Below are 13,296 nucleotides of genomic sequence, written 5' to 3' on the forward strand. Positions count from 1 at the left end.
GAACCCGACCATTTCTGCTCACGATGCGAGCGCCTACTCGGCGAGCCAGGTCAGCAGGACCTCGTTCACCTCGGCGGTGTGCGTGGTGAGCAGGCCGTGCGGGGCGCCCTCGATCTCGACGTACTTCGCCGCGGGCAGCGCCTGGGTGAAGCGACGACCGGTGGCGTCGATCGGCAGGATGTTGTCCGCCGTGCCGTGCACGATGAGCGCCGGGACGGTGACCTTCGGGATGTCCTGGCGGAAGTCGGTCGGCCAGGTCAGCGGCGCCGCAGCGGACGCGATCGAACCGGAACCGGCAGCGATGTTCCAGGCGTTGCGGACGGCCTCCTCCGAGATGCGGGAGCCGAGGTTCTCCGACAGGTTGAAGAAGTCCTGGTAGAAGTTCGTGAAGTACGCGTAGCGGTCCTTCTCGACGTCGGCAGCGATGCCCTCGAAGAACGACATCGGTGCGGCACCGTCCGGGTTGTCGTCGGTGATCGCGAGGAACGGCTCGAGCGAGGCCAGGAACGCGACCTTCGCGATCCGGTCCTGTCCGTGGCGACCGATGTAGCGGGCGATCTCGCCGGTGCCCATCGAGAAGCCGACCAGGATCACGTCGTGCAGGTCGAGGGCCTCGAGGACCGCGTGCAGGTCGTCGGCGAAGGTGTCGTAGTCGTAGCCGGTCGACGGCTGCGAGGACTGGCCGAACCCACGGCGGTCGTACGTGATGACGCGGTAGCCCGCGGCGAGCAGCTCGGGCGTCTGGCCCTCCCACGAGTTGCCGTCGAGGGGGAAGCCGTGGATCAGCACGATCGGCTGACCGGTTCCCTTGTCTTCGTAGTGGAGTTCGATGTCGACGCTGTTCTCGGTCCCGACGGTGATGGCACCCATGATGGATCCTCCCATGACAACTCGCGGAGAACGGTCGTTCTCCGTCGATGTCCGCTACACTAGAGAACGATCGTTCCCGGCGCAAGTCGAGAATGGTGGACACGCAGTGAACGGGGTACGCACATGGCAACCAGCACCGTCGAACCGGACGTCCGCGCCCACATCGTGGACGTCGCCGACCAGCTGTTCTACGCGCGCGGCATCCAGTCGGTCGGCATGGACGAGATCCGCACCGGCGCCGGCGTCTCGCTGAAGAAGCTCTACGCCGCGTTCCCCGGCAAGGAGCAACTCATCGCCGCGGTCCTGTCCGGCCGCCACGACCTCTGGGAACGGGGCGTGCACGGCGCTGTCGAGACCGCCACGACGCCCCGCGACAAGCTGCTCGCGATGTACGACTTCCTCGAGTCCTGGTTCGGGGACGACACCTTCCGCGGCTGCGGGTTCATCAACGCCTTCGGGGAGCTCGGCGCGACCTCCCCCGCGGTCGCCGAGATCGCCCGCCAGCACAAGGACTCCTTCCAGCAGTTCGTGCAGCAGCTCACCGCCGACGTCGTCGCCGACCCGGCACGCGCCGAGGAACTCGCCGCACAGCTCGCGCTGCTCGCCGAGGGCGCGCAGACCACCGCCGCCATCGCCGGCACCACGGAGCCCGCGGCGCACGCCCGCCGTGCCGCGTCGACGCTGATCGACGCAGCCACGGGGCCGTCCCGCTGACCTGGTCGTTCCCACGGGCCTCCCGTCCGCCCCGTCGCGGCGCGACGTCCGTAGGGTGGTTGCCATGGCAACCCCGTTCGACGTCCCGAGCACCCTCCCCTACGCCCTGCCGCCCTTCGGCGACGTGCGACTCGACCACTACCGCCCGGCCTTCGACGCCGGCATGGCCGAGCAGCGCGCCGAGGTCGAGGCCATCGCCACCGATCCGGACGCACCGACGTTCGAGAACACCCTCGTCGCACTGGAGCGCACGGGGCAGCTGCTCGCACGCGTCAGCCACGTGTTCTTCACGCTGTCGTCCGCCGACTCCACGCCCGAGCTCCACGACCTCGAGGCCGAGGTCTCGCCGCTCCTCGCCGCACACCGCGACGCGATCACGCTGGACTCCCGGCTCTACGCCCGCGTCGATGCGGTGCTCGCCTCGCTCGACGAGCGGGCCGACCTCAGCGACGAAGACCGTCGCCTGGTCGAGCGCACCCACACCGAGATGACCCTCGCCGGAGCCGGGCTCGACGACGCCGGCAAGGAGCGGCTGACCGCGATCAACCAGGAACTCTCGACGCTCACCACCACCTTCGAGCGCAACCTGCTCGAGGACACGAACGACTCCGCCGTGCACGTGACCTCGGAGGACGAGCTCCAGGGACTCGACGACGGCGCGAAGTCGGCAGCAGCCGGCGCCGCAGCCGACCGAGGGCTCGAGGGCTGGCTCATCACGCTGCCGCTCTACACCGGGCACCCGTGGTTGGCGTCGCTGGCGAACCGCGACCTGCGCGAACGGATCATGCGCGCGTCCCTCGCCCGCGGCCGACGCGGCAACGAGCACGACAACCGCGACGTCCTGCTCCGCATCGTGCGGCTCCGCGCCGAGCGCGCCGAACTCCTCAGGTTCCCGAACCACGCCGCCGTCGTGACCGCCGACGAGACCGCGAAGACCCCGGAGGCCGTCGACGGCCTGCTGTCCTCGCTCGTGGGCGCCGCCGCACGGAACGCCGACGACGAGCGCGCCGTCCGGTCCCGTACCGTCGGGTACGACATCGAGTCGTGGGACTGGGCGTACGCCACCGAGATCCTGCGCGGTGAGCAGTTCGCCGCCGACAGCTCCGCCCTCCGGCCGTACTTCGAGGCCGACCGGGTGCTGCGCGACGGTGTCTTCCACGCCGCCGGCGCCCTGTACGGCCTGACCTTCACCGAGCGCCCGGACCTGCACGGCTACAACGACGAGGTCCGCGTCTTCGAGGTCACCGGCGAGGACGGCGAACCCGTCGGGCTCTACCTGCTCGACCTCTACACGCGCGACGGCAAGCGCGGCGGCGCGTGGATGAACCCCGTCGTCGAGCAGTCCGAGCTCCTCGGCACGCTGCCGGTCGTCGTGAACAACCTCAACGCGGCGAAGCCGGCGGCGGGCTCCCCCACCCTGCTCATCCAGGACGAGGTCGAGACGCTCTTCCACGAGTTCGGCCACGCACTGCACGGCCTCATCGCCCGTACCAACTACCCGCGGTTCTCCGGCACGAACGTCGAGCGGGACTTCGTCGAGTTCCCGAGCCAGGTGAACGAGATGTGGGTGTCGTGGCCGTCGGTGCTCGCGAACTACGCCAAGCACCACGAGACCGGCGCTCCCCTGCCGCCCGAGCTCGTCCTCGGGCTCAGCGACTCCGCCGGGTTCAACGAGGGCTTCGGGACCACCGAGTACCTGGCCGCGGCGCTGCTCGACCAGGCGTGGCACCGACTCTCGGCAGCGGACGCCGCTGCGGTCACCTCCGTCGAGGACTTCGAGCGAGACGCCCTCGCCGCCGCCGGGATCGCCGTCGAGGCCGTGCCGCCGCGGTACTCGTCGACGTACTTCGCGCACACGTTCTCGGGCGGGTACGACGCCGGGTACTACGGCTACATCTGGTCCGAGGTGCTCGACGCCGACACCGTCGAGTGGTTCCGCGACAACGGTGGGCTCTCCCGCGACGCCGGGCGCCGGTTCGCCGAGCGGCTGCTCGGGGTCGGCGGCGCGAAGGACCCGCTCGAGGCGTACCGCGACTTCCGCGGCCGTGACGCCGAGGTCGGGCCGCTGCTGCGTCGCCGCGGGCTGGAGTAGGAGCCGACCGGCGGAACACCCGGAAACGGACAGAACACCTCGGGATCCCGAGGTGTTCTGTCCGTTTGGTGGTGCGAATCGCCCCGCGCCGCTCGGACGGAGCGCTACGCCGACTTCTCGACGCGCTTCGCCCGGGGCCGCGGAACGATCGTCGGCGCAGCGTTCTCGAGCACGGACTCGCGAGTGATCACCACGCGGGCGACGTCGTCGTCGGACGGCACGTCGAACATCACCGGCCCGAGGACCTCTTCGAGGATGGCGCGGAGCCCACGGGCACCGGTCTGGCGCAGCACCGCGAGGTCCGCGATGGCCTCGAGCGCGCCCTGGTCGAACTCGAGCTCGACGCCGTCGATCTGGAACATCCGCTGGTACTGCTTGACCAGGGCGTTCTTCGGTTCGGTCAGGATCTGCATGAGCGCCGCCTGGTCGAGCTGCGACACCGTGGTGACGACGGGCAGACGACCGATGAACTCGGGGATCAAGCCGAACTTGTGCAGGTCTTCCGGCAGCACCTCGGAGTACAGGTCCTGGTGGTCGTTCGCGCTGTGGAGCGGGGCGCCGAAGCCGATCCCCCGCTTGCCGACGCGGGACGACACGATGTCCTCGAGCCCGGCGAACGCACCGGCGACGATGAACAGCACGTTCGTCGTGTCGATCTGGATGAACTCCTGGTGCGGGTGCTTCCGACCGCCCTGCGGCGGGACCGAGGCGACGGTGCCCTCGAGGATCTTGAGGAGCGCCTGCTGGACGCCTTCGCCCGAGACGTCACGCGTGATCGACGGGTTCTCGGCCTTGCGGGCGATCTTGTCGACCTCGTCGATGTAGATGATGCCGGTCTCGGCGCGCTTCACGTCGTAGTCGGCGGCCTGGATGAGCTTGAGGAGGATGTTCTCGACGTCCTCACCCACGTAGCCGGCCTCGGTCAGCGCGGTGGCGTCGGCAACGGCGAACGGCACGTTGAGGCGCTTCGCCAGGGTCTGCGCGAGGTACGTCTTGCCGCAGCCCGTCGGGCCGATGAGCAGGATGTTCGACTTCGCGATCTCGATGTCGTCGCGGTCCTCGGCCGCGGTGATCTGCCCCTGGGCGCGGATGCGCTTGTAGTGGTTGTAGACGGCGACCGCGAGGGCGCGCTTCGCCGGGTCCTGCCCGATGACGTACTCCTGCAGGAAGTCGAAGATCTCGCGCGGCTTCGGGAGCTCGAAGTCACCGCTCGTGGTGTCCTCGCCCGCCTCGGCCAGACGCTCTTCGATGATCTCGTTGCACAGCTCGACGCACTCGTCGCAGATGTACACGCCGGGACCGGCGATCAGCTGCTGCACCTGCTTCTGGCTCTTGCCGCAGAAGGAGCACTTCAGGAGGTCACCGCTCTCTCCGATGCGTGCCATTCCAGTGCCTCCCGTGGTCGGACGTGTCGGTCGCGCCGTCGCGACGACCGTTGGTGCACCGTGGTGGTGGGCACCTCGTCGTGCACACGAGCCTAACCGCAACCGGTGACACCGACCGCGATGCCCCTCGGGATTTCGCCGGCGCGTTCGCCCAGGGCGTTCGATCCTGCTACGGTGATCCGGTCTCCTCTACAAGTTGTAGAAACATCCGGAAGGAACTCCATGCACAACCGACTCGTCGCCGGCGGCGCCGTCACCCTCGGCATCACCGCCGCGATCGTCCTCGGCTCCGCCGCGTCGGCCAGCGCACACGTGTCCGCGACCGCGACGTCCACCGCGGCGAACTCGTACACGACGGCGACGTTCTCGGTCCCGCACGGCTGCGACGGCTCCCCCACGACGAAGATCGAGTTCCAGGTGCCGGAGTCCGTGATCGAGGTCACCCCGACGGTGAACCCGAACTGGACGATCCGCAAGGCCACCGAGCCCTACACCGACCCGTCGGCATCCGCGTCCGACGACGAGGCCGAGGCCGCCGCCGAGCGCGTCACGAGCATCACCTACACCGCGAAGACCCCGCTCCCCGCGGACGAGCGCGACACCTTCGCCCTCTCCTTCTCGCTGCCGGACGGCAAGGCCGGCGACCTGGTCGAGTTCCCCGCCCTGCAGACCTGCGAGAAGGGCTCCGTCGAGTGGAACCAGGAGCAGGTCGCCGGTGAGGCCGAGCCCGAGCACCCGGCGCCCTCGATCACCCTGACCGCGGCCGAGGCCACGGACGACGACGGTGACCCCATCGCCGCCACCCCCACGACCGAGGCCGCCGCTGCGACCGCCCCCGCCGACCCCGACCTGGTCGGCCGCTTCCTCGGCCTCGGCGGCCTGGTGCTCGGCGCCGTCGCCCTGGTCGTCGCCGTCGCGAACACGCGTCGTCGGGGCTCCGTCAAGTGACGCAGCGCGGCTCGCGTCGGTCCCGGCTGCGGTCCTCTGCCTGGAGGCTCGTGGCCGGGTCCGCCGCGGCCGTCGCGATCGCGGGCGGTGCCGTCCTCGGGCTCGCCAGCCCGGCCAGCGCGCACAACTACCTGATCGCGTCGACCCCGGAGGTCGGTGGCACCCTCACCGAGTTGCCGAAGTCGTTCGACATCACCACGAACGACAAGCTGCTCGACATCGGTGGCTCCGGCTCGGGGTTCGCCTTCCGGGTCGTCGGCCCGGACGGCAAGTACTACGAGGACGGCTGCGTCGACATCGACGGCCCCTCGATGACCACCCCAGCCGCACTCGGCGGCTCGGGGAAGTACACGGTCGAGTGGCAGATCGTCTCGGCCGACGGTCACACCGTCTCCGACGAGTACACCTTCACGTGGAAGGCCCCCTCCGGCTTCTCCGCCGCGACGGGTTCGTCGACGCCGCCGACCTGCGCCACCGCGGGCGACTCGTCGACCGAGGCGGCCACCTCAGGCACGGCCTCGGGCAGCGCCGACTCCGCCGCGTCGGACGCGCTCTGGATCGGCGCCGGCGGACTCGTCCTCGTCGCGCTGGTCGTCACGGTCCTGCTGCTCCTGCGGCGCCGCCCCGCGCCCGAGACGGACGACACCGACGATTGACACCGCTGCACGACGAAGGCCCCGCACCGATCGGTGCGGGGCCTTCGTCGTTCCTGCTGGTGCTACTTGACGAGCGCCGGCAGGTTCTTGCGGCTGGTGAGGACCTGGTCGATCAGGCCGTACTCCACGGCTTCCTGCGCGGACATGATCTTGTCGCGCTCGATGTCGTGGTTGATCTCCTCCGGCGTCTTGTTGGAGTGCTTCGACAGCGTCTCCTCGAGCCAGGTGCGCATGCGGAGGATCTCCGCCGCCTGGATCTCGATGTCCGACGCCTGACCGCCACCCTGCTGGGTCGCGGGCTGGTGGATGAGCACACGGGCGTTCGGCAGCGCGAGGCGCTTGCCCGGGGTACCGCCGGCGAGGAGCACCGACGCAGCCGAGGCAGCCTGGCCGAGGCAGACCGTCTGGATCTGCGGACGGATGTACTGCATCGTGTCGTAGATCGCCGTCATCGCGGTGAACGAACCACCGGGCGAGTTGATGTACATGACGATGTCGCGGTCGGGGTCCATCGACTCGAGCACGAGCAGCTGGGCCATGACGTCGTCAGCCGACGCGTCGTCGACCTGGACACCGAGGAACACGATGCGGTCCTCGAAGAGCTTCGCGTACGGGTCCTGGCGCTTGTAGCCGTAGGCCGTGCGCTCCTCGAAGCTCGGCAGGATGTACCGATTGGACGGAGCCGGGACGTTCTGCGCGCCACCGAGCATTGGGAGATGCATTCTCGTTTCCTTTTCTTCGGTGGGGATCAGGACTGGGCGTCGGGGTCGGCCGCGCTGGTGGGCGTCTCGCCGTCGGCGACGGTGCCGCCGCCACCGATGACCTCGGCGCTCGACGCGCGGAGGTGGTCGACGAAGCCGTACTCGAGCGCTTCCTGCGCCGTGAACCAGTTGTCACGGTCGTTGTCCTTGAGGATCTGCTCGATGGACTTGCCGGTCTGCTCGGCCGTGAGCTCCGCCATCCGCTGCTTCATGTCGAGGATGACCTTGGCCTGCGTCTGGATGTCGGCAGCGGTACCGCCGAAGCCACCGGACGGCTGGTGCAGCAGCACACGGGCGTTCGGCGTGATGTAGCGCTTGCCCGGCGTGCCGGAGGACAGCAGGAACTGTCCCATCGACGCGGCGAGGCCGATGCCCACGGTGACGATGTCGTTCGGCACGAACTGCATCGTGTCGTAGATCGCCATGCCCGCGGTGATCGAGCCACCGGGTGAGTTGATGTAGAGGTAGATGTCCTTCTCAGGGTCCTCGGCGGCGAGCAGCAGCAGCTTGGCTGCGATCTCGTTCGAGTTGTCGTCGCGGACCTCGGAGCCGAGCCACACGATCCGGTCTCTCAGAAGGCGGTCAAAAACACTGGGGTTCAGTGTTGCTTCGGCCATGGAAAAGCTCCCGTTCAGTTGTCGCTTGTTGTCGAACTTATCGGGTGCAACGCACCAGTTCTCGCCTGTTCGCCGACAGCAATGCGGTGGTGCGGAAAACACGAGACGGGAGGCACGGTGCCAGCTGGCACCGTGCCTCCCGTCTGTCTTGCCGGTGGCGTCGAGATCGTTACTCGGCGTCCTCCGCAGGCGCCTGCGCGACACCCGCCGTGAAGGCGGAGAGGTCGACTGCGTCGCCGTTGGTGTCCTTGACGGTCACCTTCGCGAGGACGGTCGCGACCGCCTTCGAGCGGGCGACCTCGCCGACCATGCCCGGGATCTGGCCGTTCTGGTCGATGACCTTGATGAACTCGGCCGGCTCCATGCCGTACTGCGCCGCAGCCTGGATGAGGTACTGGGTCAGTTCCTCCTGGGAGACCTGGATCTCCTCCTTCTCGGCGATGGAGTCGAGGAGGATCTGCGAGCGGAAGGCCTTCTCGCTGGACTCGGAGACCTCCTTGCGGTGCTCCTCGTCCTCGAGGCGGTTCTCCTGCTCGAGGTGACGGTGCACCTCGTCCTCGATGAGCTGCTCCGAGATCGGGATGTTGACGTCCTCGATGAGCTTCTCGACGAGCTTGTCGCGAGCCGCGGCGCCCTGACCGAAGGTCTTGGACTTCGCGATCTGCTCCTTCAGGTCCGCCTTGAGCTCGTCGATCGTGTCGAACTGGCTGGCGATCTGCGCGAACTCGTCGTCGGCCTCGGGGAGCTCGCGCTCCTTGACGGCGGTGACGGTGACGGCGATCTGAGCGGTCTCGCCCTCGCGGTCGCCACCGACGAGCTTCGACTCGAAGTTCGTCGACTCACCGGCGGTGAGGGACTCGAGCGCCTCGTCGATGCCCTCGAGCAGGTCGCCGGAGCCGATCTCGTAGGAGACGCCGGTGGCCGAGTCGACCTCGTCGTCGCCGATGCTGGCGGTGAGGTCGATCTGCGCGAAGTCGCCCGTCTTCGCCGGACGGTCGACCGTCACGAGCGTGCCGAAGCGGGTGCGCAGGTTCTGCAGCTCCTCTTCGATCTCGTCGTCCGACACCTCGACGGCGTCGACGGTGAGCTCGTAGTCCTCGTACTTCGGGAGGTCGAACTCGGGACGCACGTCGACCTCGAAGGTGAGGACGAGGTCGCCCGCGAAGTCGGCGAGGTTCGGCAGCTCGGCGACGTCGGCCTCGGCACGGCCGAGGATGCGCAGCTCCTGCTCTTCGACCGCCTGGCGGTAGAAGTTGTCGATGGCGTCACCGACGGCGTGGTTCAGGACCTCGCCGCGGCCGACGCGCTGGTCGACGATCGCCGGCGGGACCTTGCCCTTGCGGAAGCCGGGGATGTTGATCTGCTCGGCGATGTGCTTGTACGCGTGGTCGATGCTCGGCTTGAGATCTTCCGGCGTCACGTTCACGGTGAGCTTGACGCGGGTGTCGCTCACCTTGTCGACGGTGCTGGTGGCCAAGGGATGTTCTCCTGTTGGTTGACGTTCGTGTGGTCGGTGGTTCTCGAAGACCTGGTCGGGGCGACAGGAGTTGAACCTGCGACCTCCCGCTCCCAAAGCGGGCGCTCTACCAAGCTGAGCTACGCCCCGTTTGTGTGTGCCAGGGATTCCGCGCACGCCGACAGGCGCATGCGACGCCGATGAGTCTAGCGGTCCGGAGGTGCTGGGTTCCCGGGAGCTTGTCCGTCGATCTCGGCGGCGCGTCGCAAGCCGTTCCGCCAGTGCACGCCGACGGCCACCTGGACCCCCAGCGCAGCGACCGCCAGGACGACCCCGACGACGATCCGCCAGACGTGCAGGAGTGCGTGCGCGGGCTGCGACTGCGGGTCACCGAACAGCTCCGGGCGCATCGAGAAGACCACCGCGGCGAGGACCACCAGCACGTACGAGGCCACCCGGGACCAGCGGATCGTGCGCTCGGCCGTGGCGTCCGGCTTGGGGATGACGCGCCCTGGCATGTCGGTGCCCGTTCGTCCGCTACGATGATCTGGCTGCGCCTGGTGCGCAGGCGCGGGGATGTAGCTCAATGGTAGAGCCCCAGTCTTCCAAACTGGCCACGCGGGTTCGATTCCCGTCATCCCCTCCACCAGGGGTCCCCTCTCCACCCCACGGGCGCTGCGCCACGCGGAGCCCGGTCAGGATGCCGGCCCGTCCGCGCGCAGGGCGGTCGCCGCCGCCGCGTTCGTCGAGAACTGCCGGGCGTCGCCGAGCAGGTCGAAGTGCGCGAACTGCTCGCGGACACCGGCCCGCAGACGGCTGAACGAGACGGTGACGCCCTGCTCCGCGCACCACGCGAACGTCTCGTCCGCGACGTCGGCCGCCGTGGTGTCGACGTCGGTGATCGCCTCGCAGTCGAGGACGAGGTGCCGGGCATCGACCGCGAGACCCGCCGTCACCGCGGAGCGCACCGCCGAACCGAACCGTTGGGCGTTGCCGAAGAAGAGCGGGCCCGCGAACCGCAGCACCACCACGCCGGGCACCGAGGTCACCGTGCCGTCGTCCGCCGCACGGAACGCGTCCAGCGGCTCGCCGCCGGGCGTCAGGACGTCCACCGGCGGGTGGGACGCGCGGCGGACGACGTCGACGAGGGACAGCACGAACGCGATGACCACGCCGATGACCGGACCGAGGAAGAGTGCCCCGAGGAAGCACACGGCCGCGACGGCGAACTCGAAGCGCCGGAGGCGCCAGAGCCGCGCGAAGTCGGCGAAGCCGAGCAGCGGTACGACGGCGACGGCGACGATGGCGCCGATCGCCGGCGACGGGATGTCCCGCAGCAGCGCCGTCCCGAAGCACACGACCAGGAAGGTGAGGACCGCCGCGACGAGCGCCGGCAGCTGCGTCCGCGAACCAGCCTGGTCCATCGCGGCCGTGCGGGACGCGGACGACCCGACCGTGAACCCGCCCGTCACACCCGCGCCGAGGTTGGCCGCGGCGAAGGCGAACAGGTCGCGGTCGGGTTCGTCGCGGTACCCGTGCCGTTCGGCGTACCGGCGGGCCACCAGCAGTCCCTCGGCGATGGTGACGAGCGTCAGCGCGAACGCGCTCGGGACGACCTGCAACCACTGCGTCCAGCTGATCTGCGGCCACGTGAATGACGGCGGCCCGGCCGGCACGTCGCCGAGGACCGACACCCCGGCGTCGTCGAGGCGGAAGACGACCAGTGCGACCGTTGAGGCGACGAGGACGACGAGCGCCCACGGCACCCCGCGCACGCGGCGCCCGAGCACCAGGACGGCCACGGACAGCGCGGCGATGACGACGGACCACAGGTTGGTCCCGCCGAGCCCGGCGAGCAGCTGTCCGGCCTTCTCCACGAACTCGCCGCCGCTGTCGATGTGGACGCCGAGCATCTTGGCGACCTGGCTGACGAGGATGTCGAGCGCGAGGCCGCCGACGAACCCGACGAGGATCGGCGCCGACAGGAAGTTCGCGAGGAACCCGAGCTTGAGGACGGCGCAGAGTGCGAACATCACGGCACCGATGAGTGCCTGCGCGAACGCGAGCTGCAGGTACGTGTCGCTGTCCGCTGCGACCAACCCGGTCAACGAGGACCCGACCAACGCGGCAGCCGCGGCGTCCGGCGATGCGACGAGCTGCCGGCTCGAGGCAAGGAGCGCGTACAGCACGGCGGGCACGATCAACGCGTAGAGACCGGCGGTCGGCGGGAGTCCGGCGATCTGGGCGTACCCGATGTTCAGCGGGATCGCGATGGCTGCGAGGGTGACGCCCGCGAGCGCCTCCGTCCGCAGGTTCCCGCGTTGCAGCCCGGGGAGGATGCGCATCAGACGCTCCCGGTGTTCGTCGGTGCGGCCGTGCTCGTGCGGTCCCGCTGCCGTCGCTTCGCCGGTGTGAACCCGGAGAGGTCACCGAGCGCTGGGCGCATCCAGCGTGCGTCCGGGTTTGCGTCGACGAGGAGCGCGCGGACGAGGAGCGTGAGCGGGAGGGCGAGGATCGCGCCGAGCGGCCCGAGGAGCGCCGACCACACGACCACGGACAGGAATGAGATCGTCTGGTTCAACGACACCGCGGAGCCGGTGATGTGCGGCTGCAGGCCCGACTGGATCACACCGTTGATCACCGCGTAGACGACGATCACCGCGAGGGCCGTCGGCCACCCGAACGCGAGCAGTGCGAGGAACGCCGGGGGGATGAGGCCGATCCAGTAGCCGATGTTCGGGATGAACCCGGTGATGAAGGCGAGCAGACCCCAGAGCAGCGCACCCGGGATCCCGAGGAGCACCAGCGCCAGCGCGTCGAGCGCCGCCACCGCTGCACCGAGCAGCGCCGTGACGAGCATGTACCGGCGCACGCTCACCGTGTAGGCGACCAGGGCCTCCACCAGGCCGGGACGCGCCGGTCGGAGCCGACCCGCGATGAGGTGTCCCCAGCCGGCGTCGAGGGTCATGAACACGATGAGTGACAGCACGAGGAAGGTGGAGAAGCCGAACCCGAAGACGCTCCCGATGAGACCGGACACCACACCGACGATCTTCCCCGGGTCGAAGGTGGCGAAGACCGCTGCGACCTGCTCCGGTCCCACGCCGAGGGACTCCAGGCCGTTGGCGACCGATTGCTCCAGATCGGCGAACTGGTCGGAGTACTGCGGGAACAGCGTGGCGAACTGCGCGAGGGAGATCACGAGCGCGGCGGTGAACGCCACGGTGACCACGAGCACGATGACGATCACGACCGCTGACGCGAGGCTCCGGGCGAACCCGAGCCGTTCGAGGAAGACCCGAGCCGGTTGCACGCAGATGGTGACGACGAGCGCGAGGACGGTCGGGCCGATGATCGGGGCGAACCGCGCACAACCGAACGCGATGACGACCGCGCAGGCGAGGCCGATCACGGTGCGCAGACCGCGGCCGAGACCGGCGCGGTCGTCCTGCGAGCGCGGGGCCGCGTCCGCGGCCGGCGACACCGGCGCGGTGTCGTGATGGCGTCTTCTCCACAACACGGTGGTCTCCTCGTGGTTCGTCGGCGCTGGTGCTCATGGGTGATCCCGTCCGCAGCGGACCGGTTCACGGGTCGTGCTCCCTCACGAGTGGTGGTGTGGCGACTGGTCTACCGGTCCGCCCGAACGCGGGGCACCACCCGGATCGGGCGATCTGCGCGACACGGCGGCGGAGATCACCCGATCCGGATGGCGCATCGCCCGGACCACCAGGCAGAGGCTGGGCCGATCGACGAGGGGATGACGAGGCGATGGGTCGGTTCAGCACGTTGCGGTGGGT

At 69.3% G+C, this 13,296-nt stretch carries 12 protein-coding genes and 2 tRNA genes; 5 read left to right on the top strand and 9 right to left on the bottom strand.

Features of this window, described 5'->3' with window-relative positions:
• Positions 1-33: 33 nt before the first annotated feature.
• Positions 34-870 (bottom strand): alpha/beta fold hydrolase, encoded by an 837-nt coding sequence (locus EDF19_RS01390; RefSeq protein WP_123679169.1) that lies wholly within the window; start codon positions 868-870, stop codon positions 34-36.
• Between the two features lie 123 nt (positions 871-993).
• Between EDF19_RS01390 and EDF19_RS01395 the strand changes: the two genes are divergently transcribed.
• The gene (locus EDF19_RS01395) at positions 994-1,584 is read left to right on the top strand and encodes a TetR/AcrR family transcriptional regulator (protein WP_123679170.1); all 591 of its coding nucleotides are present in this window, start codon (positions 994-996) and stop codon (positions 1,582-1,584) included.
• Between the two features lie 64 nt (positions 1,585-1,648).
• Positions 1,649-3,676, top strand: a complete 2,028-nt coding sequence (locus EDF19_RS01400; protein WP_123679171.1) for a M3 family metallopeptidase — start codon at positions 1,649-1,651, stop codon at positions 3,674-3,676.
• Between the two features lie 104 nt (positions 3,677-3,780).
• Here EDF19_RS01400 and clpX read toward each other — a convergent pair whose 3' ends face one another.
• Positions 3,781-5,061, bottom strand: a complete 1,281-nt coding sequence (clpX, locus tag EDF19_RS01405; protein WP_123679172.1) for an ATP-dependent Clp protease ATP-binding subunit ClpX — start codon at positions 5,059-5,061, stop codon at positions 3,781-3,783.
• A gap of 222 nt (positions 5,062-5,283) precedes the next feature.
• Here clpX and EDF19_RS01410 point away from each other — a divergent pair, with 222 nt between their 5' ends.
• Positions 5,284-6,009, top strand: a complete 726-nt coding sequence (locus EDF19_RS01410) for a YcnI family protein (RefSeq protein ID WP_123679173.1) — start codon at positions 5,284-5,286, stop codon at positions 6,007-6,009.
• 50 nt (positions 6,010-6,059) lie between these two features.
• Positions 6,060-6,665 carry a copper resistance CopC family protein gene (locus EDF19_RS01415; RefSeq protein ID WP_260216835.1) on the top strand — a complete coding sequence of 202 codons (606 nt, stop codon included), beginning with the start codon at positions 6,060-6,062 and terminating at the stop codon, positions 6,663-6,665.
• 62 nt (positions 6,666-6,727) lie between these two features.
• Here EDF19_RS01415 and EDF19_RS01420 read toward each other — a convergent pair whose 3' ends face one another.
• The 5 genes from EDF19_RS01420 to EDF19_RS01440 all read right to left on the bottom strand — a co-directional run bounded on the left by EDF19_RS01420 (position 6,728) and on the right by EDF19_RS01440 (position 10,017).
• Positions 6,728-7,387, bottom strand: coding sequence for an ATP-dependent Clp protease proteolytic subunit (locus EDF19_RS01420; RefSeq protein WP_027464696.1), 660 nt, complete (start codon positions 7,385-7,387; stop codon positions 6,728-6,730).
• A 26-nt stretch (positions 7,388-7,413) separates the two neighbouring features.
• On the bottom strand, positions 7,414-8,043 hold the full coding sequence (locus EDF19_RS01425; RefSeq protein WP_123313459.1) for an ATP-dependent Clp protease proteolytic subunit: 630 nt from the start codon (positions 8,041-8,043) through the stop codon (positions 7,414-7,416).
• Positions 8,044-8,212: 169 nt separating this feature from the next.
• Positions 8,213-9,520: a trigger factor gene (tig, locus tag EDF19_RS01430; RefSeq protein WP_185022622.1), complete on the bottom strand. Its 1,308-nt coding sequence runs from the start codon at positions 9,518-9,520 to the stop codon at positions 8,213-8,215.
• Positions 9,521-9,572: 52 nt separating this feature from the next.
• Positions 9,573-9,649: transfer RNA gene (locus EDF19_RS01435), tRNA-Pro, on the bottom strand.
• A 56-nt stretch (positions 9,650-9,705) separates the two neighbouring features.
• A complete protein-coding gene (locus tag EDF19_RS01440; RefSeq protein WP_123679175.1) occupies positions 9,706-10,017 on the bottom strand; it encodes a hypothetical protein in 312 nt (103 codons plus the stop codon).
• A gap of 54 nt (positions 10,018-10,071) precedes the next feature.
• On the opposite strand from EDF19_RS01440, the gene EDF19_RS01445 reads away from it, so the two are divergent.
• Positions 10,072-10,145, top strand: a tRNA-Gly gene (locus EDF19_RS01445).
• Between the two features lie 49 nt (positions 10,146-10,194).
• Here EDF19_RS01445 and EDF19_RS01450 read toward each other — a convergent pair.
• Positions 10,195-11,844 (bottom strand): SulP family inorganic anion transporter, encoded by a 1,650-nt coding sequence (locus EDF19_RS01450; RefSeq protein ID WP_123679176.1) that lies wholly within the window; start codon positions 11,842-11,844, stop codon positions 10,195-10,197.
• The gene (locus EDF19_RS01455) at positions 11,844-13,019 is read right to left on the bottom strand and encodes an AI-2E family transporter (RefSeq protein ID WP_123679177.1); all 1,176 of its coding nucleotides are present in this window, start codon (positions 13,017-13,019) and stop codon (positions 11,844-11,846) included. The genes EDF19_RS01450 and EDF19_RS01455 overlap by 1 nt, the downstream gene beginning before the upstream one ends.
• Between the last annotated feature and the right edge of the window lie 277 nt (positions 13,020-13,296).

It is taken from the genome of Curtobacterium sp. PhB115 (assembly GCF_003752025.1).
Lineage (GTDB): Bacteria > Actinomycetota > Actinomycetes > Actinomycetales > Microbacteriaceae > Curtobacterium.